General features: G+C 44.0%; 24 protein-coding genes, 1 other RNA gene and 1 pseudogene. 24 read left to right on the forward strand and 2 right to left on the reverse strand.

Annotated features, from left to right (window positions below):
- The first annotated feature begins 8 nt into the window (after positions 1-8).
- From G5B60_RS02245 to G5B60_RS02340, 20 genes are all read left to right on the forward strand, one after another.
- Positions 9-266: a DUF896 family protein gene (locus G5B60_RS02245; RefSeq protein WP_115268420.1), complete on the forward strand. Its 258-nt coding sequence runs from the start codon at positions 9-11 to the stop codon at positions 264-266.
- Between the two features lie 167 nt (positions 267-433).
- Positions 434-1,165, forward strand: a complete 732-nt coding sequence (locus G5B60_RS02250) for an ABC transporter ATP-binding protein (protein WP_164682376.1) — start codon at positions 434-436, stop codon at positions 1,163-1,165.
- 17 nt (positions 1,166-1,182) lie between these two features.
- Positions 1,183-2,772: an ABC transporter permease gene (locus G5B60_RS02255; protein WP_164682377.1), complete on the forward strand. Its 1,590-nt coding sequence runs from the start codon at positions 1,183-1,185 to the stop codon at positions 2,770-2,772.
- Positions 2,773-2,820: 48 nt separating this feature from the next.
- The gene (locus tag G5B60_RS02260) at positions 2,821-4,077 is read left to right on the forward strand and encodes an MATE family efflux transporter (protein WP_164682378.1); all 1,257 of its coding nucleotides are present in this window, start codon (positions 2,821-2,823) and stop codon (positions 4,075-4,077) included.
- Positions 4,078-4,120: 43 nt separating this feature from the next.
- Positions 4,121-4,942, forward strand: a complete 822-nt coding sequence (gene proB, locus G5B60_RS02265; protein ID WP_164682379.1) for a glutamate 5-kinase — start codon at positions 4,121-4,123, stop codon at positions 4,940-4,942.
- Positions 4,929-6,179, forward strand: coding sequence for a glutamate-5-semialdehyde dehydrogenase (locus tag G5B60_RS02270; RefSeq protein ID WP_164682380.1), 1,251 nt, complete (start codon positions 4,929-4,931; stop codon positions 6,177-6,179). Before proB ends, G5B60_RS02270 begins: the two co-directional genes overlap by 14 nt.
- Positions 6,180-6,261: 82 nt before the next feature.
- The gene (gene rsmH, locus G5B60_RS02275; protein WP_164682381.1) at positions 6,262-7,212 is read left to right on the forward strand and encodes a 16S rRNA (cytosine(1402)-N(4))-methyltransferase RsmH; all 951 of its coding nucleotides are present in this window, start codon (positions 6,262-6,264) and stop codon (positions 7,210-7,212) included.
- Positions 7,213-7,223: 11 nt separating this feature from the next.
- Positions 7,224-7,550 carry a cell division protein FtsL gene (gene ftsL, locus G5B60_RS02280; protein ID WP_164684100.1) on the forward strand — a complete coding sequence of 109 codons (327 nt, stop codon included), beginning with the start codon at positions 7,224-7,226 and terminating at the stop codon, positions 7,548-7,550.
- Between the two features lie 3 nt (positions 7,551-7,553).
- Positions 7,554-9,776 (forward strand): penicillin-binding protein PBP2X, encoded by a 2,223-nt coding sequence (gene pbp2X, locus G5B60_RS02285; RefSeq protein ID WP_164682382.1) that lies wholly within the window; start codon positions 7,554-7,556, stop codon positions 9,774-9,776.
- 1 nt (position 9,777) lies between these two features.
- Positions 9,778-10,776 (forward strand): phospho-N-acetylmuramoyl-pentapeptide-transferase, encoded by a 999-nt coding sequence (mraY, locus tag G5B60_RS02290; protein WP_164682383.1) that lies wholly within the window; start codon positions 9,778-9,780, stop codon positions 10,774-10,776.
- A gap of 89 nt (positions 10,777-10,865) precedes the next feature.
- Positions 10,866-12,209 carry a DEAD/DEAH box helicase gene (locus G5B60_RS02295; RefSeq protein ID WP_164682384.1) on the forward strand — a complete coding sequence of 448 codons (1,344 nt, stop codon included), beginning with the start codon at positions 10,866-10,868 and terminating at the stop codon, positions 12,207-12,209.
- Between the two features lie 139 nt (positions 12,210-12,348).
- Positions 12,349-13,158 (forward strand): transporter substrate-binding domain-containing protein, encoded by an 810-nt coding sequence (locus G5B60_RS02300; protein ID WP_164684102.1) that lies wholly within the window; start codon positions 12,349-12,351, stop codon positions 13,156-13,158.
- Between the two features lie 128 nt (positions 13,159-13,286).
- Positions 13,287-14,084: an amino acid ABC transporter permease gene (locus tag G5B60_RS02305; RefSeq protein WP_164682385.1), complete on the forward strand. Its 798-nt coding sequence runs from the start codon at positions 13,287-13,289 to the stop codon at positions 14,082-14,084.
- Entirely contained in the window at positions 14,084-14,827 is a 744-nt protein-coding gene (locus G5B60_RS02310; RefSeq protein WP_164682386.1) for an amino acid ABC transporter ATP-binding protein, read from the forward strand. The genes G5B60_RS02305 and G5B60_RS02310 overlap by 1 nt, the downstream gene beginning before the upstream one ends.
- A gap of 149 nt (positions 14,828-14,976) precedes the next feature.
- The gene (locus tag G5B60_RS02315) at positions 14,977-15,201 is read left to right on the forward strand and encodes a DUF4059 family protein (protein WP_115268444.1); all 225 of its coding nucleotides are present in this window, start codon (positions 14,977-14,979) and stop codon (positions 15,199-15,201) included.
- An 81-nt stretch (positions 15,202-15,282) separates the two neighbouring features.
- A complete protein-coding gene (gene trxB, locus G5B60_RS02320; RefSeq protein ID WP_164682387.1) occupies positions 15,283-16,197 on the forward strand; it encodes a thioredoxin-disulfide reductase in 915 nt (304 codons plus the stop codon).
- A gap of 138 nt (positions 16,198-16,335) precedes the next feature.
- Positions 16,336-17,796 (forward strand): nicotinate phosphoribosyltransferase, encoded by a 1,461-nt coding sequence (locus G5B60_RS02325; RefSeq protein WP_164682389.1) that lies wholly within the window; start codon positions 16,336-16,338, stop codon positions 17,794-17,796.
- On the forward strand, positions 17,793-18,617 hold the full coding sequence (gene nadE, locus G5B60_RS02330; protein ID WP_164682391.1) for an ammonia-dependent NAD(+) synthetase: 825 nt from the start codon (positions 17,793-17,795) through the stop codon (positions 18,615-18,617). Before G5B60_RS02325 ends, nadE begins: the two co-directional genes overlap by 4 nt.
- 80 nt (positions 18,618-18,697) lie before the next feature.
- Positions 18,698-20,035 (forward strand): aminopeptidase C, encoded by a 1,338-nt coding sequence (gene pepC / locus G5B60_RS02335; RefSeq protein WP_164682393.1) that lies wholly within the window; start codon positions 18,698-18,700, stop codon positions 20,033-20,035.
- 118 nt (positions 20,036-20,153) lie between these two features.
- A complete protein-coding gene (locus G5B60_RS02340) occupies positions 20,154-20,636 on the forward strand; it encodes a hypothetical protein (protein WP_164682395.1) in 483 nt (160 codons plus the stop codon).
- A gap of 25 nt (positions 20,637-20,661) precedes the next feature.
- On the opposite strand, the gene pbp1a is transcribed toward G5B60_RS02340, so the two are convergent.
- Both pbp1a and recU read right to left on the reverse strand, forming a co-directional pair.
- Entirely contained in the window at positions 20,662-22,851 is a 2,190-nt protein-coding gene (pbp1a, locus tag G5B60_RS02345) for a penicillin-binding protein PBP1A (RefSeq protein WP_115271583.1), read from the reverse strand.
- Positions 22,829-23,454: pseudogene (recU, locus tag G5B60_RS02350) on the reverse strand (Holliday junction resolvase RecU). The gene pbp1a and the pseudogene recU overlap by 23 nt, the downstream one beginning before the upstream one ends.
- 81 nt (positions 23,455-23,535) lie before the next feature.
- Between recU and G5B60_RS02355 the strand changes: the two are divergent.
- From G5B60_RS02355 to G5B60_RS02370, 4 genes are all read left to right on the forward strand, one after another.
- Complete coding sequence (locus G5B60_RS02355) at positions 23,536-24,057, forward strand: DUF1273 domain-containing protein (RefSeq protein ID WP_164682399.1); 522 nt, start codon at positions 23,536-23,538, stop codon at positions 24,055-24,057.
- Between the two features lie 123 nt (positions 24,058-24,180).
- Positions 24,181-24,522, forward strand: coding sequence for a cell division regulator GpsB (gene gpsB, locus G5B60_RS02360; RefSeq protein ID WP_164682400.1), 342 nt, complete (start codon positions 24,181-24,183; stop codon positions 24,520-24,522).
- Between the two features lie 13 nt (positions 24,523-24,535).
- An RNA gene (rnpB, locus tag G5B60_RS02365) (RNase P RNA component class B) lies at positions 24,536-24,902 on the forward strand.
- Between the two features lie 71 nt (positions 24,903-24,973).
- Positions 24,974-26,134, forward strand: coding sequence for a THUMP domain-containing class I SAM-dependent RNA methyltransferase (locus G5B60_RS02370; RefSeq protein WP_164682402.1), 1,161 nt, complete (start codon positions 24,974-24,976; stop codon positions 26,132-26,134).
- The last annotated feature ends 8 nt before the right edge of the window (positions 26,135-26,142 follow it).

Raw genomic sequence — 26,142 nt, forward strand, 5'->3', positions numbered from 1 at the left:
AGGACACTATGGATCCTAAGAAAATCGCTCGTATTAACGAGCTTGCTAAAAAGAAAAAAGAAGAAGGCTTGACACCAGAAGAAAAGGTGGAGCAAGCTGAACTTCGTGAAGAATACATCGAAGGCTATCGCCGTGCCGTTCGCCATCACATCGAAGGTATCAAGATTGTCGATGAAGAAGGCAACGACGTTACACCTGAAAAACTACGCCAAGTCCAACGTGAAAAAGGACTTCACGGACGTAGCTTAGATGACCCAAATTCTTAATAAGAAGGTCTTAAAAAGGTCTTGCTCAGGCAAGACCTTTTTATTGACAATTTTTTTGGAAGCGCTTGACAAGGGTTTTCATGAGGAGTATAATGAAGCCAAAGGAAAATTGTATTTGTTTGATAGAACAAACAAATACCTGCTTAGCAGGATAAAGGAGGAGAACTATGATAAGGTTTGAGCATGTGTCAAAAGTGTATGAGGGAAAAGAAGCGCTGAGTGACCTCAATCTCACCATCAATGACGGGGAAATATTTGGTCTCATAGGGCACAATGGTGCAGGGAAAACAACGACCATCAGCATTTTGACCTCCATCATCGAGGCGACTTATGGTGAGGTTTATGTGGATGATTTGCTGCTTTCTGAGCATAGGGATGAGATTAAGCGCAAGATTGGCTATGTGCCAGACTCTCCTGATATTTTCTTAAATCTGACAGCGCAGGAGTACTGGCAGTTTTTAGCGACCATCTACGGCGTGCCAAAGGAAGAAGCGAGTGCACGCATTGACCAGCTGGTTACTCTGTTTGAGCTAGGTGAGCGTCGCTACGAGGTCATTGATGGCTTTTCGCATGGGATGCGCCAGAAGGTGATTGTCATTGGGGCTTTGGTGTCCAATCCCGATATTTGGATTTTGGATGAGCCTTTGACAGGGCTTGACCCACAGGCGTCTTATGATTTGAAAGAAATGATGAAAACGCATGCTAAAGAGGGAAATAGCGTTATCTTTTCAACGCATGTCCTTGCCGTAGCTGAGCAGCTGTGTGACCGCATTGCCATTCTCAAAAAAGGAAAGCTCATCTATGTCGGCAGCATCGATGAGCTCAAGAAAAGCTATCCAAATAAAGATTTGGAGACGATTTATCTGGAATTGGCAGGCAGAAAAGCGCAAGAGGACTAGCACATGAGGAGGTTATTATGAAATGGTCAACGATTTGGGAGTTAGTAAAGGTCAATATCCTCTACTCAAACAGTAATTACTTAGCCAATATCCGAAAAAGGCAGGAAAAAAAGCAAAAGGATCGCTTTTCTATCGCCAAGGAGATGATTAAAAATCAAGTCATTCTTCTAGTCGTGATGATGGTTTGCTTTAGTTATTTTCTACTGATGGTGGACTATAGGCACTATCCTTACTACTTAGGTCAGCAGACGATCGTCTTTGCTGTTATGGCGCTGATGACGTCCTTTTCAGCCATGTATAGCGTCTTTTATGAGAGTGGCGACACGAAGAACTATGTTTATCTGCCCATTGAGCCAAGGGAGCTCTTTGTTGCAAAGGTCATCGCCTCTTTAGGGATGAGTCTCTTGTACTTAGCGCCTACCTTGACACTCTTTGCTTTTGCTTATTGGCAAATTACGGGAAATCCATTCACGATTCTACTAGGTATTGTCAATTTTGCTGTTTTGTCGGTGACGGTGCTTTCTTTGTCGCTTCTTGTGACTGGCTTGATTGGGCGCTATATCGTCAAGAGTCGTCATCAAAAGGCGATTTCAACAGCCTTGACGGCTATTGCTAGCTTTGGAGCCTTTGTTCCTATTCTTTATATCAATATGACCAGTTCCCAGCTAGATGATGAGCAAGCGCTCGCCCACATCACGCCACTGCCTTACTTTAGAGGTTTTGTGGATATTGTACGTGCTCCTTTTTCAAAGGAGAGCCTTCTCAACTATTGGTTGCCTATCGCTATGACGGTACTTGTCATCTTAGGTGTTATCGTTTTCATCGTGCCAAACTACTACAGAGATACGCTCTATGCCAAGGTCGCACCGAGCAAAAAACAACCAAAAAAGGCGATAAAAACACGGAGTCTAGGTCGTCTGGTGCGACGCCATCACCTCTCTACTCTAGGACATGCTTCGCTCTTGGTACAAACCTATAGTGTGCCTGTTATTTTAGGGATTTCCTTTTCAGGAGCTATGATTAGGTTTAGCAGCTTCTTTGACAGTAAGCATTTTGGTGTGACTTTTCTAGTAGGCGCCTTGCTGGGGCTTTTTATGACGCAGTCTGCTTCCATCTTGGGCGTTGGTTTGTCTTTGGAAAAGGACAATTACACTTATCTCAAGACCCTGCCTTTTTCTTTCAAAGGCTTTATCAAGCAGAAGTTTTGGGTCTTGTATGGCGTTCAGGTCTTGCCACCAGCTCTTCTCATGTCTATTGCCACACTTTTCTTTGGCATGCACCCTGTTCTAGTGGTGAGTCTCTTTGTTGGTATGTTGCTCTCAGCTCTTATACAAGGGCAATTCATCTACCGCAGCGACTACCGTCATCTCAATCTCAACTGGCAAAATATCAACCAGCTCTTCAACCGTGGTAATAGCCAAATGCTATCGGCTCTTATCTTCTTTGTTGAATTGATTGTCGGTGTGGTGCTCCTTTGCCTAGCTATCTTTGCCTCCTTCAAAATCAATCCAACGATTGTGAGTGGCGTCATCCTTGTCATGTCAGCACTTGTCATAGCTGTCCTGCAGCTTTTCCTCAACCGTCTGTTTTGGAAGACATTAGTATAAAGAAAGTAGCTGTAGGTCGCTTCGTTTGACCTACAGTTTTTAGGAAAAATGATACCTTCAAAAGAAATCAACAGTTTTGCTTTTCCGCTCATTGTGACACAGATTGGTCAGATTCTCATTGGGCAGTTGGCTTTGCATTTTGCTGTGGCAAATTCATCTCTTGCTCTGTCAAGCATTGCGATTATTCAAAATCTGCTCTTTGCTTTTGGTGGGCTGTTAGGTGCTTTTAGCTTGGCTTTTAATATCAAAAGCGCCAGAAGCTTTGCCAATCAAGAAAGAAGCCGATTTAGTGATTTGCTCAAGTCAAACCTCATCCTAGATGGGATAATCGGACTTGGCTTTGCCGTCTTTGTACTTGTCTTTGGAAAAATACTGCTAAGGCAAGTCTACGGCTTTAGTGGGCAGCTATTAGACTTATCAACAGCCTATCTCCTTCTCATGGCACCTTACATAGGCTTGACCTTACTGAACTTTTCGTTGACCAGTTTACTACGAGTGCAAAAGAAAACAAAACCTATCATGTGGGTGGGGCTAGCGAGTTCCTTGTTAGATGTGGGGCTGAACTATCTCTTTGTACCAGTATTTGGTATCAAAGGTGCAGCTTTAGCGACCATTTTATCGCTAGCCTTTATATCGCTGAGTTACTTGTGGCTGGTCTACCCGCTGGTTTTTGAGGCTTTAGCGTCTCGCTCGACGAGTAAGTGTGAGCTGATTCGGTTTGGTATGCCTTTGATGGGGCAGGAAATCTTAGAGAGTGTCTTGTTTATCATGGTGTTTGATGCCTTGATGGCAAGACTTGGGGTTGAGATACTGGCTATCTATGCGGTTACTAGTCAGCTGCTAGCTATCGTGCGTGTGCCTGCTTTTGTCTATGCGACAGCAGTTTCTGTCTATCTACCGCAAGCAGAAAAAACAGGACAGGTGAGTACCTTTTTGAAAACTATTTGTAAAAATGCCTACGCTGTGAGTCTGGTCTTGTCTGTTCTTCTTGTTTGCTTGTCAAACAGCCTAGCGCATTTTCTCTCAAGCGAAATCACGCAAAATATTATCCCTATCACCTTGTTTACTGTTATCGCTATGTGCGTATCGCCTCTCTATGAGAGTACAAAGATGGTTCTGCAAAGTCTAGAAGATGAGAAATTTGTCTTACGCATTTCTATCTTAGTCAATCTTTTGTGTGTCTGCGCCATGCTTTTCTTGCAGTTTTTACAGCTACAGACTTACTTTTCGCTGTACTTTATCTACGGAGTGAGTCTAGCGGTTTTGTCTGTTTTCTTTTTACGTCGAGCTTTTGTGCCTAGATAATCCTATCTAGGTTTTTTGCTGGCTTTGTGTTATAATTTTGGATATGAAACGAAATTTTGAGAGTATAAAGCGTTTGGTGATTAAGGTGGGGACAAGCACGCTTATTTTGCCAAATGGAAAAATCAATTTAGAGAGTATTGACGGCTTAGCCTTTGTCATCTCAACCTTGATGAATCGTGGGGTAGATGTGATTTTGGTCTCGTCTGGAGCCATGGGCTTTGGCTTAAATGTCCTTGATATGGACAAGCGTCCTAAGGAAATCGACCAGCAACAAGCCATCTCAAGCGTTGGGCAGGTTGCTATGATGAGTCTTTACACGCAGATGTTTAACCACTATAGAACCACTGTTTCACAGGTTTTATTGACCCGTGATGTTGTGGAGTATCCAGAGAGCTTGAGAAATGTGACCAACTCTATCGAGAGTCTGCTCAAGATGAGGATTGTGCCTATCATCAATGAAAATGACGCCATCAGTGTGGATGAGATGGACCACCAGACCAAGTTTGGGGACAATGACCGTCTGTCTGCCGTTGTCGCAGGCTTTACACAGGCTGATTTGCTGATTATGCTATCAGATATTGATGGGCTTTATGATAAAAATCCTAATATCTACGACGACGCTGTTTTGCGTAGCTATGTGCCAGAGATTACAGAGGAGATTTGGCAGTCAGCAGGCGGCGCTGGAAGCAAGTTTGGTACAGGCGGTATGCGTAGCAAGATTAAGAGTGCTCAGATGATGTTTGACGTGGGCGGTCAGATGATTTTGATGAACGGCAAAGACCCAAGACAAATGCTAAAGGCACTCTCTGGGGAGACAATCGGAACGTATTTTGCAAGTGAGGTGACACGAGATGACAATCATTGATAGACTGGGACAGCAGGCAAAAGCAGCCAGCAGCGACCTAGCAAACCTAGCAACTAGCACTAAAAACAAGGCGCTCTACCAGATTGCTAAGGATTTGCTGGAGAGTGAAGATTATATCCTAGCTGAAAATGCCCGTGATGTCGACAAAGCAGAGGAAAACGGCATTTCAGAGATTATGGTTGACCGTTTGTTGTTGACAAGAGAGCGCCTAGAAGCTATCGCCACAGGGCTTCGTCAGGTGGCGGACTTGGCAGACCCGATTGGACAAGTGGTGCGTGGCTACACCAACATGGATGGGCTCAAAATCGTTCAAAAGCGAGTGCCGCTTGGTGTTATTGCCATGATTTTTGAGAGTCGTCCCAATGTCTCTGTTGACGCTTTTAGCCTTGCCTTTAAGACTGGAAATGCTATTATTTTGCGTGGTGGGCGTGACGCTATCAACTCAAACAAAGCGCTGGTTGATGTGGTGCAAAAGAGTTTAGAAGCTCAAGGCATTACACCAAATGCGGTGCAACTTGTCGAGGACACCAGCCACGCTGTAGCGAGAGAGCTCATGCAGGCGGTGGATTATGTCGATGTGCTCATCCCACGTGGTGGGGCTAAGCTCATTCAGACGGTCAAGGAAACTTCAAAAGTGCCTGTCATTGAGACTGGTGTCGGCAATGTTCATATCTATGTGGATGAGTATGCTGACCTTGAGATGGCAACACGTATTGTCATCAATGCCAAAACACAACGCCCAAGCGTCTGCAATGCCTGCGAGAGCCTAGTGGTTCACAAAAGTGTGGCAAAAGACTTCCTTCCTCGCTTGGAGGAGGCTATTCAAAAAGTCCATGCTGTCGAGTTTCGTGCGGATGAGATAGCGGCGTCTTACCTGAAGTCGGCAGTTCCAGCCAGTGATGTGGACTATGCGACAGAGTTTTTAGACTATATCTTGTCTGTCAAGGTTGTTGACAGCCTAGACGATGCGATTAACTGGGTCAATCGCTATAGCACACGCCATTCAGAAGCGATTGTAACGACCAATATCAATCACGCAGAGCGCTTCCAAGATGAAGTAGATGCGGCAGCGGTTTATGTCAATGCCTCTACACGCTTTACAGACGGTTTTGTCTTTGGTTTGGGTGCTGAGATTGGTATTTCTACTCAAAAGATGCACGCTAGAGGTCCTATGGGGCTAGAAGCTCTAACCAGCACCAAATTTTACATCAACGGTTCTGGTCAGATAAGAGAATAAAAATCTTGCGATTTTACAAGTTACTAGGAGTAAAATCGCTTTTTCGTTTATCCTTTGCCTAAATTATGGTAAAATAGAAATTATGACTAACGAATTTAAACACGTCACTGTTTTATTGCATGAGACAGTGGATATGCTAGACATCAAGCCAGATGGTGTCTATGTAGATGCGACTCTTGGTGGCGCTGGGCATAGCAGCTATCTTTTGTCGCAGTTAAATGACAAGGGGCACCTTTATGCTTTTGATCAGGATCAAAAAGCGATTGACAACGCTCAAATTCGCCTAGCTGACTACATCCAAAAGGGGCAGGTTACTTTTATCAAGTCCAATTTTCGCCATTTGAGAGAAGAGCTAGCTAAGCGTGGTGTCCATAAAATAGACGGTATCCTGTATGACTTAGGAGTGTCTAGTCCGCAGTTAGATGAGAGAGAGCGTGGCTTTTCCTACAAGCAGGATGCGCCACTTGATATGCGGATGAACCGTGAGCAGTCTTTGACAGCTTATGATGTGGTCAATAACTATGACTATCACGATTTGGTGCGTATCTTTTTTAGATATGGTGAGGATAAGTTCTCAAAGCAAATTGCTAGAAAGATTGAGACTTACCGCAAAAACAAGCCTATCGAGACGACAACAGAGCTAGCTGACATCATCAAGTCAGCAAAGCCAGCTCGTGAGCTCAAGAAAAAAGGGCACCCAGCCAAGCAGATTTTTCAGGCGATTCGTATCGAGGTCAATGACGAGCTAGGAGCAGCAGATGAGTCGATACAGGCAGCTATTGATTTGTTGGCAGTGGATGGGCGTATCTCTGTGATTACCTTTCACTCGCTAGAAGATAGACTAACCAAGCAGCTTTTTAAAGAGGCTTCAGAACTGCATGCGCCAAAAGGGCTTCCTTTTATCCCAGAGGATATGCAGCCAAAATTAAAACTAGTCAATCGCAAACCCATATTACCAAGTGAAGAAGAATTAAGAGCTAATAACCGTGCGCACTCAGCTAAGCTACGTGTGGCACAAAAGGTTCGTGACTAAGAGAAGATATGATGACAGATGACACTAAACAAACCGAGGCTAAAAGTACAGCCTTACAACGTCGTATGCGTAAGCTTTCCCGTATCGAAAAGGCATTTTATGCGAGTATCATCATCACTGCTATTGTCATGGCGGTGGGGATTATTTTCTTGCAGAGCCGTAATTTACAGCAAAAGCAGGAAATATCGCACTTAAATAGTCAAATTACGCAAAAGCAAACCGAGTATGATGACGCCAAGCAAGAGGTCAATGAGCTCACGACTAGAGACCGAGTGACTGAAATTGCTAATAATGCGGGCTTGTCCAATAAGACTGGAAATATTCAAAAGGTGGATTAGACGATGAAACGCAATCGCTTTTTAAAGTATGTGATTAAGGATAGAAAAAGCCCAGAGAAAAATAGAGAGCGTGTAGGGCAGAATCTTATGATTTTAGCCATCGCTCTATTTTTCATTTTTGTGGTGAATTTTATCGTAATTGTTGGCACAGATAAAAAGTTTGGGCAGAACTTGTCCGCAGAAGCTAAGAAAGTTTATCAAACAACCGTTAAGGTGCAGGCAAAGCGTGGGACTATTTACGACCGTGACGGTAATGCCATTGCTGAGGACGCAACGACCTATACCATTTACGCCATTATCTCAAAGAGTTACAAGGATAGTAGCGGTAAAAAGCTCTATGTCCAGCCCTCGCAGTACAATACGGTTGCAAAGATTTTAAATGAGCAGCTGGGTATCGAGAAAAAAGAAGTCCTCAAGCAGCTCAAGCAAAAAAATCTTTTCCAAGTTTCCTTTGGAACGAAAGGTAAAGGGATTTCCTACACGACCATGACGGCTATTCAAGAGGCGATGAAAAAAGCTAATATCAATGGAATTGGCTTTGAGACCAGCCCAGGGAGAACCTATCCAAATGGTATCTTTGCTTCCCAGTTTGTCGGCTACGCTCAGCTAGAGGATGACGACTCTGGTAGCCAGCTAGTCGGAAAAACCGGCTTAGAAGCGTCGCTCAATACCCTCCTTTCTGGAACGGATGGCTATATCACCTACGAAAGAGACAGCAATGGAAATACTCTTCTTGGTTCTGTTATCAAGTCAAAACCAGCTGTCAATGGTAAGGACGTCTACACGACTCTCTCTGAGCCATTACAGACCTTGCTTGAAGGGCAACTGGACGCCTTTCAAAGTCAGGTCGAAGCTAAAAACATCACTGCAACGCTGGTCAACGCCAAAACCGGTGAGATTCTCGCCACAGCACAGCGTCCGACCTACAACCCAACTGACCCTCAAACCTATAATGACCTTTCAAATAAAAATGACCTCCTCTATCAAACTTACTTTGAACCCGGCTCGACCATGAAAGTCATGACCCTAGCGTCAGCCATTGACAGTGGCGTCTTTAACACGACAGAGTACTACTACAGTAACCAGTATGAGGTTGGTGACGTGACGGTGCGTGACTGGGATGTCAACGAAGGTAAAACCGAAGGCTTGTACATGAACTTTGCCCAAGGTTTTGCCCACTCAAGTAACGTCGGCATGTCTATCTTAGAGGAAAAAATGGGAGACAACACTTGGTTTAGCTATCTCTCTAAGTTCCGTTTTGGCTATCCGACCCGCTTTGGTATGCTCAATGAAGATGGCGGGCTCTTTCCTAGCCTAACACGTGTCAACGGTACTATGACCTCCTTTGGTCAAGCTATCGGTGTGACCCGTGTGCAAATGCTAAGAGCCTTCTCAGCCATCTCAAACGATGGCGTCATGCTTGAGCCACAGTTTATCAGAAGCGTCTATGACCCAAATACAGACACTAGCAGAACCGCAACGACCGAAGTTGTCGGCAAACCCATCTCGAAAAAGGCAGCCAGTCAGACCCGTGACTACATGGTCACTGTCGGAACTGACTCTACCTACGGGACACTTATCTCAAACGGTCAGCCTATCATCCAAGTCGGCAATCAAAGTGTCGCCGTCAAGTCTGGTACAGCCCAAATCGCTGAAAACGGCTCTTACTTGACTGGACAAAATGACACGATTAACTCTGTTATCGCTATGGTGCCGTCTGATGATCCTGACTTTATGATGTACGTCACTGTCCAACAACCAACAAAATGGACAGGTACAGAGTGGTCTACCATTTTCAATCCTGTGCTTGAGCAAGCCATGGCAATGAAAGATACCTTGACAACCTCAACGGTCAAAGAAGCGACAGCTTCTAAGTACACCTTGCCAAATATCGTCGGAGAAAGCCCAGGATCTACGGCTGTTGTACTACGTCAAAACATCATTCAGCCGATTATCCTAGGCAATGGTAGCAAGATTAGTAAAGTGTCTAAAGCAGCAGGCAGCAAGCTCTCAGAAAACGAGCAAATCTTGCTCCTTACTGATAAGCTCACAGAGCTGCCTGATATGTATGGCTGGACCAAGAAAAATGTCGAGACCTTTGCCAAGTGGACAGGCATTGACATCACCATAAAAGGCAAGAAGTCAGGGACTGTCACCAAGCAAAGTGTCGACTCAGGTAAGGCTATCAAAAAAGTGAAGAAATTAACAATAACATTAGGAGACTAACATGACAATCAGTTTATTGGCAGGTGCTATTGCGTTTATACTAACCGTTCTTGCAATGCCAAGGTTTATCCGTTATTACCAATTAAAGAAAATTGGTGGTCAACAAATGCACGAAGATGTTAAGCAGCACCTAGCAAAGGCTGGGACACCTACGATGGGAGGGACAGTCTTTCTAGCAGTTGCTATCATTGTAGGATTTGTCTTTAGCTTGTTTGACAAAGCTCCTCTAGGCGCTCCGCTTGGTATTTTACTGGTCGTTTTGATTTATGGGATTATCGGCTTTTTAGATGATTTCTTGAAAATTTTCAAACAAATCAACGAAGGGCTTACGCCTTGGCAGAAGATGAGCTTGCAGATTATTGCAGGGCTGCTTTTCTACTTTATCCATGTGCGTCCAAGTGGGACAGACTCGATTAACATCTTTGGCTATCATCTGCATCTAGGTGTCTTTTATCTGCTCTTTGTGCTTTTCTGGGTTGTAGGCTTTTCAAATGCGGTCAACCTGACAGATGGTATTGATGGGCTAGCGTCTATCTCTGTTGTTATCAGTTTAGTCGCTTACGCTGTTATCGCTATTATGCAAAAGCAGTTTGATATTTTGACCATTATTGTGACTATGATTGGGGCATTGTTAGGTTTCTTTGTCTTTAATCACAAGCCAGCCAAGGTCTTTATGGGAGATGTCGGCAGTCTCGCTCTCGGTGCTATGCTGGCTGCCATCTCCATTGCCCTGCGTCAAGAGTGGACACTACTTCTCATTGGTTTTGTCTATGTCTTTGAGACAGCCTCTGTCATGCTACAGGTGACTTACTTTAAATACACCAAGAAAAAAACAGGAGAAGGCAAGCGTATCTTTAGGATGACACCTTTTCATCACCACCTAGAGTTAGGTGGTTTGACTGGGAAGGGGTCAACTTGGAGTGAGTGGAGAGTTGACGCTTTCTTGTGGTGCGTTGGGATTGTCATGTCAGCCATCACCCTAGCCATTCTCTATTTATAAGGCGATAGACTGAGAATTTTCTCAGTCTTTTGCTTTTTAAAGGGCAATCATGCTATAATAAAAAGAACGAAAACAAAGAGAGAGAAGATATGACTTTTAGAGATTTTAACTTTAAACCCTACATTCAAGAAGCGCTTGATGAGCTTCGCTTTGTCGATCCAACACCCGTTCAGCAAAAGCTGATTCCCATTGTGCGCTCTGGGCGTGACTTGGTCGGTGAGTCAAAGACGGGCTCAGGAAAGACCCACACTTTCTTGCTCCCTATTTTTGAGAAACTAGATGAAGCTAAAAACGAAACACAAGTGGTAATCACAGCACCTAGCCGTGAGCTAGCAACGCAGATTTACCAAGCGACTAAGCAAATCGCAAGCCATGCCAAGAATCCTATTCGCATTGGGCACTATGTGGGCGGTACGGACAAGAAGCGCCAGATTGAAAAGCTCAAGGCAAACCAGCCACATATCGTTATCGGCACACCTGGGCGTATCTATGACTTAGTTGCGTCTGGTGACCTTGATATTCACAAGGCGCATACTTTTGTTGTGGATGAAGCGGACATGACTCTGGACATGGGCTTTTTGGGGACTGTGGATAAGATTGCAGCTAGTCTACCAAAAGATGTGCAGATTTTGGTCTTTTCAGCCACCATTCCGCAAAAATTGCAACCTTTCTTGAAGAAATACCTGACCAATCCTGTCATGGAAACTATCAAGACAGAGACGGTCATCGCAGACACTATCGACAACTGGTTGATTTCTACTAAAGGACGTGATAAAAATGCGCAAATTCTAGAAATCTCAAAACTCTTGCAGCCATTTCTTGCCATGATTTTTGTCAATACCAAGGAACGTGCTAATGATTTGCATGCTTATCTGTACAGCAATGGGCTCAAGGTGGCAAAGATTCACGGAGGGATTTCGCCACGTGAGCGTAAGCGTATCATGAACCAAGTCAAGCAGCTAGACTATGAGTACATTGTCGCAACCGACCTTGCAGCACGTGGGATTGATATTGAGGGCGTGAGCCATGTCATCAACGACAGCATTCCTCAAGACCTATCTTTCTTTGTCCACCGTGTTGGGCGTACAGGGCGTAATGGGCTTTCTGGTATTGCCATTACCCTTTATCAGCCAAGCGACGACTCTGATATTCGTGAGCTGGAGAAGATGGGCATTCGCTTTGTGCCAAAGGTCATCAAAAATGGTGAATTTCAGGACACTTATGACCGTGACCGCAGGGCAAATCGTGAAAAAGCTTATCAAAAACTAGATACTGAAATGATTGGTTTGGTTAAAAAGAAAAAGAAAAAAATCAAGCCAGGCTACAAGAAAAAAATCCAGTGGAAAGTGGATGAAAAGCGCCGCAAAGAACGCCGTGCCGCCAATCGTGCTAAAGGACGTGCAGAGCGTAAAGCCAAGCGCCAAAGTTTTTAAAACCGAACAAGCACCTCAATCGAGGTGCTTTTGTGATAGCTTTTTCTTATAGCTTGATAGAAAAGAGGTATTAGTCAAGTCTGCCAATTGGTGTTAGACTAGTCTTACATCAAACTTAAACAGAAAGATTGGTATGTCTATGAAACGGATGAAGATTCTTTTTCTAGCTCTAGCTGTTTTATTAGCTGGTGCAAGCCTTAGCGCTCATGCTGACAGCAAGGAGACGCTTGTCGTTGCGACAGACTCTGATACAGCTCCCTTTACCTATAAAAAAGGCAATAGCTTTAAAGGCTATGACATCGAGGTGGTCAAGGCGATTTTTAAGGGGTCTAAGTACAAGGTCACCTTTAAGACCGTTCCTTTTGATAGTATCACTGTAGGTGTGGACGCTGGCAAGTACGATCTTGCAGCTAATGACTACAACTACAACGAGGAGCGTGCGCAAAAGTACCTTTTCTCAGACCCTATCTCACGCTCCAACTACGCTATCACCTCTGCCAAGGGCAAAAAATACACCTCTCTCAGCCAGCTCTCAGGTAAAACCACAGAAGCTATTGCAGGCTCTAACTATGCACAGATTTTAGAAAATTGGAACGCTGAACACCCAGACAAGACACCAATCACTATCAACTATGTCGAAGGTACAACAGGTATCTCCAGCCGTTTGAAAAATATCGAGAGTGGTAAGATTGACTTTATTCTCTACGACGCCATCTCATCAAACTACATCGTCAAAGACCAAGGCATGGACTTGACAGTCTCAAGCGTCAAGGACAAGGTCGAAAAATCAACCGAAGGTCTTGAGTACCTGCTCCTTCCTAAAAACGATAAAGGAAAAACACTCAAAACCTTCATTGATAAGCGTATCAAAGCCTTGAAAAAAGATGGTACCCTAGCCAAACTCAGCCAGACCTATTTTGGTGGGGATTATGTGAGTGACATTGATTGAGTCTTATAAAAAAGCTATCACTGTGATAGCTTTTTCTTATCACGGGATGAGGTTTAAATCATTTACAAAATCGCTCTTGTGGTGTTACAATGGTAAAATAGAAAAACGATAGAAAAGGAAAATAGCAGATGAATTTAGTCTTAGCATCATGGGCTTGGTACGATCGCTTAATGGAGTACATCCCATCTGGGCAGACTTTTAGTCTACGCGCCGTCTTTAACGGCATTCCAGAGATTTTGAGCCGCCTGCCGATTACTCTTAGTTTAACTTTTTTTGGCGCTTTGTTTGGCTTACTTCTAGCACTGTTGTTTGCCATTGTCAAAATCAATAAAACCAAAATCATCTACCCTATCCAAGCTGTTTTTGTAAGTTTCTTGCGTGGGACACCGATTTTGGTGCAATTGATGCTGACTTACTACGGTATTCCGCTCTTTCTCAATTACCTGAATAAGCGCTACGGTTTCAACTGGAATGTCAATGCCATTCCTGCTGAGGTCTTTGCCATTGCAGCTTTTGCCTTTAACGAAGCTGCCTACACCAGCGAAACCTTGCGTGCTGCTATTTTAGCGGTTAATGATGGCGAGATTGAGGCAGCTAAGAGTCTGGGGATGACAACGGCTCAGATTTATCGTCGTGTCATCATTCCAAATGCTGCGGTCATTGCGACTCCAACCTTGATTAACAGCTTGATTGGCTTGACCAAGGGAACCTCACTCGCCTTTAACGCAGGGATTGTCGAGATGTTTGCTGAAGCCAAGATTTTAGGTGGTTCAGACTATCGCTACTTTGAGCGCTTTATCTCGGTTGCCCTTGTCTACTGGGTGATTAGTATCATCATCGAGCAGATTGGAAACTTCGTTGAGCGCCGTATGGCGATAAAGACTCCAGAGACGATTACCAATGTGATTACGGAAGGAGAACATTGATGATTACAGTTGAACATTTATCAAAATCTTTTTCTGGCAATAAGGTGCTGGATGATTTGAGCCTCACCATTGAGCGAGGAGAGGTCGTTGCGCTTATCGGTGCTTCTGGTGCTGGGAAGTCTACTTTCTTGCGTAGCTTAAACTACCTTGAAGAGCCAGATTCAGGCATTATCACCATTGATGACTTCAAGGTGGATTTTAAAACCATCACTAAAGAGCAGATTTTGGCCTTACGCAGAAAGCTTGCTATGGTGTTTCAGCAGTTCAATCTCTTTGAGCGTCGCACAGCCCTTGACAATGTCAAAGAGGGTCTAAAAGTGGTCAAAAAAATGTCTGACCAAGAAGCGACAGCTATTGCCAAGGAAGAGCTAGCTAAGGTCGGACTGTCTGACCGTGAAAACCACTATCCAAGACACCTCTCAGGTGGGCAAAAGCAACGTGTGGCACTGGCTCGTGCGCTAGCTATGAAGCCAGATGTGCTCTTGCTTGATGAGCCAACCAGTGCCCTTGACCCCGAGCTTGTCGGTGAGGTTGAAAAATCCATCGCCAACGCAGCTAAGCAAGGACAGACCATGGTGCTTGTCAGCCACGATATGAACTTTGTTTATCAAGTGGCAGATAAAGTCCTCTTTTTGGAAAACGGGCGTATCCTTGAGCAGGGCACACCAGAAGAAATCTTTAAGCACCCTAAAAAAGAGCGTACCAAAGAATTTTTTGCGAATTATAGTAAAACCTATGTTTAAGGCGGAACTTTTGTTATAATGAAAAGTGATTATCACTAAAAAGGTGATATATAAGCGCATTAAACAGTCTTAGAAGTTATGTTTATAGCGAGGTTGAGGCTTAGTCCCAACCTTTTTCGTATGATAATCTAAGGATAAGAGGTTTTGGTATGTTTTTTCAAATGGTGCAATTTTACGGCTCTGGCTTGTTGACAGCTTTGATAGTGACTCTAGTGGTGAGTGGGATATGGCTCTTGTGGCGGATGTCTAGACATAAGGATAAAACAGCCAAAGAACGTCAGGCGTTTTTATATGATATGATTATCATCACTTTGATTACTGTCCCTATACTTGCCTTTGCCTTCACCACGCTGATTGTCATGTTGAGAGCATAACAGTTGGCTTTTTTGACCTTTTGCTATACAATATAGGCTACAAACAGCAGTTGACGTTTTATCAGTTAAGGAGGATATGTGATGTACGATACATTGATTATTGGTTCAGGACCAGCAGGGATGACAGCAGCTCTCTATGCTGCTAGGTCAAATCTTAAGGTGGGGATTATTGAGCAAGGTGCTCCTGGTGGTCAGATGAACAACACCTTTGAGATTGAAAATTATCCAGGATATGATAACATCTCAGGACCAGAGCTTTCGATGAAAATGTACGAGCCGCTTGAGAAATTCAAAGTTGAAAACATCTACGGTATCGTCCAAAAAGTAGAAGTTGACGGTGACATCAAGCGTGTCATCACTGAGGACGCTAGCTATGAAGCAAAGACCATCGTCCTTGCCACAGGTGCTAAATATCGTCTTTTGGGCGTACCTGGTGAGGAAGAGTATACTAGCCGTGGGGTTTCTTACTGTGCGGTGTGTGACGGTGCCTTCTTTAGAGACCAAGATTTGCTGGTTGTTGGTGGTGGTGACTCTGCGGTAGAAGAGGCTATCTACCTCACGCAGTTTGCCAAGTCAGTGACAATTATCCACCGTCGTGATGAGTTGCGTGCGCAAAAGATTATCCAAGATAGAGCCTTTGCCAATGACAAAATCCACTTTATCTGGGATTCAGTTGTCAAGGAAATCAAGGGCGATGAGACAAAGGTGAGCGGTGTCCTTGTGGAAAATGTCAAGACAGGTGAGCTGTCTGAGCATGCCTTTGGAGGCATTTTCATCTATGTCGGTATGAATCCAGCCTCACACATGGTGTCTGACCTTGGTATCACAGATGAGAATGGCTGGGTCATCACAGATACAGACATGACAACAAAGGTTCCTGGTGTCTTTGCCATTGGGGACGTCAGACAAAAAGACCTCCGTCAGATTGCTACAGCTGTTGGTGAGGGGGCTATCGCAGGACAGGGCGTCTACCACTACATCACAGAACATTACTAAAATAGAAAGTCTAGGCAAAGCCCTAGGCTTTTTTGCTGTGATATGTTCTAAAAATCACAATGTTTTAACCTTATTTTTAAAATATGTTATAATGTTAACTAATGATGAAAGCGGGCGAGCCCGCCTGGAGGAGTATCTATGTTTCAAGACGACAGTTTAACCTTGCACACCGATCTCTATCAGATCAATATGATGCAGGTCTATTTCGAGCAGGGCATTCATGATAAAAATGCGGTCTTTGAAGTTTATTTTCGAAAAGAGCCCTTTAAAAATGGCTACGCTGTTTTTGCAGGTTTAGAGCGTATCGTGCGGTATCTGGAAAATCTCAAGTTTTCTGAAAGCGATCTAGCTTACCTAGAGACGCTAGGTTATGACGAGCCTTTTTTAGATTATCTTCGTCATTTGGAGATGACCTTGTCTGTGCGCTCAGCAAGAGAAGGTGATTTGGTCTTTGCCAATGAACCCATCGTGCAAATCGAAGGGCCACTGGCTCAGTGTCAGTTGGTGGAGACAGCGATTTTAAATATTGTCAATTTTCAAACCTTGGTGGCGACCAAGGCAGCTCGCATTCGCTCGGTGATTGATGATGAGCCGCTCTTAGAGTTTGGCACACGCCGTGCCCAAGAGATGGACGCTGCTATCTGGGGGACACGTGCAGCGGTTATTGGTGGCGCCAATGCAACGTCTAATGTGCGTGCTGGCAAGCTCTTTGGCATTCCTGTCTCAGGGACGCATGCGCATGCGCTTGTGCAGGCTTATGGCAATGACTATGAGGCTTTCAAGGCTTATGCTAAGACTCACAAGGACTGTGTTTTTCTAGTGGACACCTTTGACACGCTCCGAAGCGGTGTGCCAACGGCTATTCGTGTCGCAAAGGAGCTGGGAGACAGTATCAATTTCTTGGGCGTGCGCTTAGACTCTGGTGACCTTGCCTATCTGTCTAAAAAAGTCCGCCAGCAGCTGGACGAGGCAGGATTTCCAGACGCTAAGATCTACGCTTCAAACGACCTTGATGAAAATACCATCCTCAACCTCAAAATGCAAAAGGCTAAGATAGATGTCTGGGGTGTTGGGACTAAGCTGATTACAGCCTATGACCAGCCAGCGCTCGGTGCGGTCTATAAGATTGTCTCTATCGAAGATGATAATGGGCAAATGGTTGACCGTATCAAGCTCTCAAACAACGCTGAAAAAGTCTCAACCCCAGGCAAAAAGCAGGTCTGGCGCATTACCAGTCGTGAAAAAGGCAAGTCTGAGGGGGACTATATCACCTTCGCTGACAGCGATGTGACCAGCCTTGATGAGATTGAGATGTTCCATCCGACCTATACTTATATCAACAAAACCGTGCGTGATTTTGACGCTGTGCCGCTTTTAGTAGACATCTTTGACAAGGGAGAGCTGGTCTACAGTCTACCAAGTCTTGAAGACATCCAAGTCTATGCCAGAAAAGAGTTTGACAAGCTCTGGGATGAGTACAAGCGGGTGCTCAATCCACAAGATTATCCTGTGGACTTGGCACGTGATGTTTGGCAGCACAAGATGAACTTAATTGACCGTATCCGCCGTGATACCTACGCCAAAGGAGAAGTAAAATGACCTTACAAGAAGATATTATCAGCCAATTAGGCGTTAAACCGACAATCAACCCAGAAGAAGAAGTCAGAAAATCCATTGATTTTCTAAAAGCCTACATGCTAAAACACCCATTCCTTAAGACTTATGTCTTGGGTATTTCAGGTGGACAGGACTCCAGTTTGTCAGGGCGTCTTGCTCAGCTAGCTGTTGAGGAATTGCGAGCTGAAACAAAGGAAAATTATAAGTTTATCGCTATTCGTCTGCCTTATGGCGTGCAGGCTGATGAGGACGATGCGCAAGCGGCGCTTTCCTTTATCAAACCTGATAAAACCATGACCATCAACATCAAAGGCGCTGTTGATGCGCAGGTAGCTGCCCTAGAAGAGGCTGGACTTGCTATTTCAGACTTCAATAAAGGCAACATCAAGGCACGTCAGCGCATGATTAGCCAGTATGCTGTGGCTGGTGAGACTTCTGGTGCTGTCATCGGGACAGACCACGCTGCAGAAAACCTCACAGGCTTTTTCACCAAGTTTGGCGATGGTGGTGCGGATATTTTACCGATTTTCCGTCTCAATAAACGCCAAGGTAAGCAGTTGCTCGAGTATCTGGGAGCTGACAAAGCGCTTTATGAAAAAGTGCCAACAGCCGACCTTGAAGAGGAAAAACCAGGTATCGCTGATGAGGTAGCGCTCGGTGTCACTTATAATGAGATTGACGACTACCTAGAAGGTAAGACCATCTCTAAATCTGCCCAAGACATTATCGAAAACTGGTGGAAAAAGGGAGAGCACAAGCGCCACTTGCCGATTACGATATTTGATGATTTTTGGAAAGCCTAAGCCATTACGACTTGAAAAAATCTAAGAAAGGTCTATAATGGTAAGTGTTATCACATATAAATGCAAACAAAGGAGGCACTATGTCAGAATTAACACAAAACTTTACAGACAAACTCTACCAAGCATTTGAAGAAAATGCCAAGTACCGTGCTATTGAAAATGCCGTCACTCACAACGGGCTTTTGAAATCTCTTGAAACCCGCCAAAGTGCTGTGGACAACGACTATGCTTTTTCTATTGATTTGACAAAAGATGAAGTGGCTAACCAAAAAGCGTCTGGACGCTGCTGGATGTTTGCTGCTCTAAACACTTTCCGCCACAAACTCATCAGCGAGTTCAAGCTTGAAAACTTTGAGCTGTCACAGGCTCACACCTTTTTCTGGGACAAGTATGAAAAATCAAACTGGTTCTTAGAGCAAATCATCGCAACGGCTTCTGAGTCAACAGAGAGCCGCAAGGTTAAGTTTCTCCTTGACACTCCTCAACAAGACGGTGGTCAATGGGACATGGTCGTTTCCCTTTTTGAAAAATACGGTGTTGTACCAAAATCTGTCTACCCAGAGTCTGTCGCTTCAAGCAACAGCCGTGAGTTGAACCAATACTTAAACAAACTCCTTCGCCAAGATGCGCAAATCTTGCGTGACTTGATTAAGAGTGGAGCAGACGAAGCTACTGTTCAAGCTAAGAAAGAAGAGCTTCTGCAAGAAATCTTTAACTTCTTAGCTATGACACTTGGCTTGCCACCACGTCAATTTGACTTTGCTTTCCGTGACAAAGACAATGCTTATCACGTGGAAAAAGACATCACACCGCAAGCTTTCTTTGAAAAGTATGTTGGCTTAAAACTCTCTGACTACGTTTCTGTTATCAACGCCCCAACAGCTGACAAACCTTTTGGCAAATCTTATACTGTTGAGTTACTCGGAAATGTCGTGGGTAGCCGCCCAGTTAAATACATCAACCTTGAGATGGATCGCTTTAAAGAGCTTGCTATCGCTCAATTACAATCTGGAGAAACTGTTTGGTTTGGTTCTGATGTCGGTCAATCAAGCGACCGTCAAGCTGGTATCATGGCGACAAACACTTACGATTTCGCCTCAAGCATGGACATCCACTTGACTCAAGACAAGGCAGGACGTCTAGATTACAGCGAGAGTCTCATGACACATGCTATGGTCTTGACAGGTGTGGATTTGGATGCCGATGGCAGATCCCTCAAATGGAAAGTTGAAAACTCATGGGGTGACAAGGTCGGACAAAAAGGTTACTTTGTCGCATCTGATAGCTGGATGGACGAGTACACTTACCAAATCGTTGTCCGTAAAGACTTGTTAACTGAAGAAGAACTCAAAGCCTACGAAGCAGAGCCACAAGTGCTGGCACCGTGGGATCCAATGGGAGCACTTGCAAGTCACTAATCTTGTTTTTTCAGACCAAAGGTGCTACAATAAAAGTATCATAAAGTTATTTCATAAAGATAAGGCGTAAAAGAAATCAGCCCAGTGGCTGGTTTCTTTTTGTCTTTTAGGAGGAAAAATGGAATTTTACATGAAGTTACCCCGCAACAAGCGTGAATTTGCCTTGTTTTTGCTGATTGTGTCCCTTATCTCGGTCAATCTTATTGCGCCCTTGATTTCTTGCTTGACGCAGGGCTTTTCGCTTGAGACCTATCAGCACACTCTCACGCTTCTACCTAGGATTTGGCTGATTATCGTCATTCTCGTTCTTTTGACACATTCACCAGCAGAAAAGCTCATGAATCGCTTTACAGCAGAGACAGATAGTTTTAATGCCAAAATCACCATCACTATCTTGTTTAATGTCTGCATGATAGCTATTGTCATGACACTTGTTGGTACTTGGATTGGTAGTGGTCACGTTTATTGGATGGGGCTTTCTACCTATATAGCAAGTCTTGCTCGCAACATGACGATTGCCTTTCTTGTAGAAGCCGTGATTGCCCAGCCTGTGGCTCGAGCTGTTCTCTATCGTATACACAGGTCTATTGATAGCAAATAAAAACCAACCCTAAGGTTGGTTTTTATTATGGGTTGTTAAAATGATTACCGTTGTTTACGGTACTGTTGTCCTCGCTGTCGTCATCTTCTGTATCTGTTTGTTGAGAGTTTGTGTCAGAAGAGCTTTCAGTGCTTGACTCATCCTCTTCATCTTGGCTTTCGCTCTCATCAGTAGAGGACGTGCTAGTAGACGTGCTTGAGCTGCTACTATAGGTAGTTGCTGTGCTCAAATAGCTTGGTGTTGTGCCGCTAAGATAGAGGTAGCCACCACTGCGATAGAGTCCGCTTGGCATTGTGAAGTCTGAGCTGTAACCGTTTGTCAGATAGGTCATCATCGCCTTGTAGACGTCGGTTGCAACGTAAAGACCGTTACCATAGATTGGTGTGAGACGGTTCTTGTAACCTGTCCAGACAGCCATAGCGTATTTGTTGGTGTAGCCGACAAAGTTTTCATCTGGCGCCATGGTACCTACGACACTGTTGTAGATACCTGTAGACGCTTCGATTTGAGCAAGCTCATCATCGCTGTAGTTGGATGTACCAGTCTTACCAGCTTGAATAACGCCTGAGATGCTAGCACGTGTCCCTGTACCGTAAGTCAGTACAGTTTTCATCATGTCAGTCATCATATAGGCGGTTGTCTCGCTCATCGCCTTGCTACCTTTAGCGTCATAGGTTTCAGTTGTTCCATCGCTAAATTCAATCTTATTGACATACTGTGGTTCGTAGTATGTACCACCATTAGCAAAGGCAGCGTAAGCAGCAGCCATTTTTTCAGAGCTAGCACCGTATTTTTGGTCGGAGCTGCTGGTGTTACTTGAGATAGCATTTGAGTAGAGCAACTCTGGATAGTCAATACCAAGTCCATTGAGGAACTTGAGGGCATAATCAAGTCCAGTTGCTTCAAGGGCACGCACAGCAGGGACGTTACGAGATTGTTGGATAGCGGTTTGCATGGTCATCCAACCAAGGTATTGTCTATCCCAGTCGTAAATCTGCGTGCTTGTTCCTGGCCAGTAGTAAATCGAGTCGTTCAGACGCTGAGCTGTCGAGGTGTATTTACCACTCTCAATAGCTGGTGCATAGTCTGTGATAGGTTTCATGGTTGAACCCCAGTCACGGTCTGTCAGCACCGCTTGGTTGGTACCAAAGGAGACGTTGGTGTCTTGATTACGTCCACCTAATTGAGCGATAACCTTACCGTTTGTGACGTCAACAACTGTTGAAGCCACTTGCAAATCGTCATCTGGATAGTTGACATAAAGCCCAGTGTTGTAGATATCGTAGAGTTGTTGTTGCGCTTCTGGGATGATATTGGTGTAGACCTTGAGTCCAGCTGTAAAGATGTCCTGTCCTGTCTTATCCTTGACTTGCTCGATAACTTGCTTAAGGTAGTTATCCATGTATTTAGGATAGCTTGTAGACTCTTTGAGTTCTTGCAGTCCATCTGTGACAGGTGTTGCAATAGCTGTGTTGTACTCTGACTTTGTGATATTGCCGTCTTTGTACATTTCACGAAGAACGGTATCACGTCTTGTTTTCGCAGCTTCTGGCTGGTCATAAGGATTGTACTGGCTTGGGGCTTGTGGGATACCAGCAAGCAGTGCCAGCTGAGCAATGGAGAGGTCTTTTAGGTCTTTGCCGTAGTAAGACTTGGCAGCTGTTAGCATACCGTAGTTCCCATTTCCCATGTAGACCTTATTGATGTAGAAGGTGAGGATTTCTTCTTTGGTGTATTTACGCTCCATCTGAATAGCCATCCAAACCTCTTGCGCTTTACGTTTTAGGGTTTGGTCGGATTCTTTTGTGGAGAAGTAAGCAAGCTTAATCAACTGTTGGTCAAGGGTAGACCCCCCTTGGGTACTCGAGCTGGTCAGATTGTGAAAAGCTGCACCCAAGATACGGTAAACATCGACACCACGGTGTTTAAAGAAACGCTTGTCCTCAATGGAAGTAATGGCATTGACCAAGTTGAGAGGAATGTCGCTAGTCTTTGCGCTCTCACGTTTTTCAGAACCAAGGTCAGCAATCAAGTTGTTATTGGCATCGTAGACCAAGCTGGAGTTTGCTGATTTGAGTGATTTTTCGGATAATTTTGGTGCTGTTGCTGCGTAGTAAGCAAATAAAGAAGCACCGGCAATAACTGCAACAATGAAGAGGCTGATAGCAATACCAATACCATATTTCAGCCATTTAAATACTGTCTTTTTTATGATAATCACCGCCTAAAATAAATGATCGTCCACAACTTCCAAGTAAGGAACTTGCGGATAAGCGCCCAAACTAATTTCAAATCCATTTTTTTTGATATAATCAAGAGGCATGGATTTGGCACCTAAATCAACTTGATAAAAGTCAATCAAGAGTTTGGCAGGTAAGAGATAGGTTTCTTTTAAGGTTGAAAAATGCAAAAGTACAAAGCAAATCCCGTCTTGTTCGACAACATTGGCCATGTGCGTAATTTGATGCTGATGAAAATTTTTCATAGGCATGGCTGTCTTTTGCTGGGTCTCTTTGGCTTCAAAGTCAATGTAGCGTCCCTTGTAAACACCAGAGTAGTCTGTTGTAGAAGCTTGTCTAAAGTAAGCCTCGACAATCTTAGCACGGCTGCGCTTTGGATAGTCAACCTTGACAATCTGGATAGGGGTTGGCTTTTTATGGATGACTGCAATCTTACGTGAGAGGTAATAAGCATTGGTTGCATTGATTGCAGCCTCAAAGCTCATCCCACGGTTAGCAAAATCCACCGTTTTACGCTTAGACTTGTTAGAACGAAGAGGGGTGCTTTTACGAATAAGTCCATGAGGATAGTTTACCATTGTTGAAAACTCCTAACACCATTTTCCTTATAAGTTATAAGCCATACTATTATACCATATTTTCAGAAAGGATTACATAAAATGACTGCAGTTTTAATTTCGGGCTATAAAAGTTTTGAGTTGGGAATCTTTACAGATAGTGACCCTAAGCTTGCGATTATTAAGCAAGCGATACGAAAAGACCTCATTCATTTTTTGGATGAGGGGACAGACTGGTTCATTTTTATGGGCAATCTCGGCTTTGAGTATTGGGCACTTGAGGTGGCAAAGGACTTAAAAGAAGAAGGATATGAGTTTAGTATGGCAACACTATTTCCTTTTGAAAATCACGGTAGCAACTGGAATGAAGCTAATCAAGAAAAGTTACAAGCTTTCAAAAACGTTGATTTTGTTAAGTTTTCGTATCCTAGCTATGACAACCCAAGCCAATTTGCCAACCACAATCGCTTTGTTATTAGCAACACCGACGAGGCTTATCTTTTTTACGATGAGGAGCTAGAGACTAATCTCAAGTACCTTTTAGGGCTTATGAGAAGTGAGAGCCATTATCCCATAACCTATCTGACCTTTGATCGCTTAAATGAAATCGCACAAGAAGAATAGAGGTAATATTTTAGTGTAATGACCTTATTTAGCTTGATTTTTAGCGTAAATTTAGGTATCATTAAGAAGCGCTTAGTATACTTAGTGCGCTAACGATTTGAATGTAAGGGAGATTAGAGCCGTATGAATGTGAAATATATCCCCAAGGATATCTTTGAAAAAGACTTTAAGGTTGCCATGCGTGGTTATGACCGCAGCGAAGTAGATGAATTTTTAGATGATGTCATCAAGGACTATGAAGCCTTTATGGCAGAGATTGAGCGCTTGAAGGCAGAAAATGCAAACCTTAAAAAAGCCAATGCCGAACAACCAAAAGACATGGCTTCAGCTTATCGCAAGACCAATTCTTTCTATGCGGAGCAGCCGCAGGCTGTTAAAAGCTCGCAAACTGCGACTAACCTAGATATTTTAAAACGTATTAGTCGCCTTGAAAAGGAAGTCTTTGGCAAACAAATCAGAGAATAATAAAAACTGTGCAATTTTTGGATAATCGCGTGGTGTTTAGATACCATGAGGAAAGTCCATGCTAGCACTGGCTGTGATGCCGGTAGTGTTTGTGCTAGGCGAAAAAATAAGCCTAGGGAGGTAGCGATACCTTACGGCGATCAAAAGAGCTAAGTCTTTGATATGCTCAAGTAGATCTGAAAAGTGCCACAGTGACGTAGTTTTTAGGGAAACCTAAAAAGTGGAACGCGGTAAACCCCTCAAGCTAGCAACCCAAACTTTGGTAGGGGCATGGGATAGTTGGAAACGAACGATCTATCCTGACTGCTTTTGCAGTAGACAGATGATTATCGAAGGTGGCAAGACCTAGTTGCCGCCGGAACAAAACATGGCTTATAGAAAATTGCATAATAGGTTTTTAGGAGCTGGGCTATGGGTTCAGCTCCTATCTTTTTGAAAGTAAGGGTAGGATATGAAAGAACATTTTAATTTAGTAGCAACAGCAGCAGCTGGTTTAGAGGCAGTGGTTGGGCGTGAGGTGAGAGCGCTTGGGATTGATTGCCAAGTGGATAATGGTAAGGTTTACTTTGACGGTGATATTAAGACAATCGCAAAGACCAATCTCTGGCTGCGCTCAGCTGACCGTATCAAGATTATTGTTGGGCGTTTTCCAGCGAAAACTTTTGAGGAGTTGTTCCAAGGCGTCTTTAAGCTAGACTGGGAGAACTACCTGCCATTAGGTGCGACTTTTCCCATAGCTAAGGCTAAGTGTGTCAAGTCAAAACTGCACAATGAACCTAGTGTGCAAGCTATCACGAAAAAAGCAGTTGTCAAAAAACTGCAAAAGGTTTACCATCGACCTGAAGGCGTGCCTTTGCAGGAAATTGGAGCAGAGTATAAAATCGAAGTGTCTATTCTAAAAGACCAAGCGACTATTATGATTGACACGACTGGCTCTAGTCTCTTTAAGCGTGGCTATCGTGTGGATAAGGGTGGTGCTCCAATCAAGGAAAATATGGCAGCGGCTATCCTAGAACTGTCCAACTGGTATCCAGACAAACCTTTGGTGGATCCGACTTGTGGTTCTGGGACTTTCTGCATTGAGGCAGCTCTTATGGGCAAGAATATCGCACCAGGGCTCAAGCGCAGCTTTGCTTTTGAACAGTGGGAATGGGTTGATAAAGCTGTCCTGGCTAGTGTGCGTGCTGAAGCTAAAAAAGCTATCAATGAGACGATTGAGCTTGATATTTCAGGCTTTGATATTGACACACGCATGGTTGAGATTGCCAAGGAAAATGCCAAGGCAGCTGGTGTTGATGATATTGTCACTTTCAAGCAAATGCGTCTGCAGGACTTTAGGACTGATAAGATTGGTGGTGTCATCATCTCTAATCCGCCGTACGGTGAGCGCTTACTTGATGACAAAGCAGTGGATATTTTGTATAATGAAATGGGTGAAACCTTTGCCCCATTGAAGACTTGGAGTCTGTTTATTTTGACTAGCGATGAGCAGTTTGAGTCAAAATTTGGACGCCAAGCGGATAAGAAACGCAAACTCTACAATGGAACCTTGAGAGTAGATTTGTACCAATTCTTTGGGCAACGGGTTAAGCGACAAAGCAAAACGAACTAGGAGAGCTT

The sequence above is a fragment of the Streptococcus hyointestinalis genome, assembly GCF_011039275.1.
GTDB classification, from domain to species: domain Bacteria; phylum Bacillota; class Bacilli; order Lactobacillales; family Streptococcaceae; genus Streptococcus; species Streptococcus hyointestinalis_A.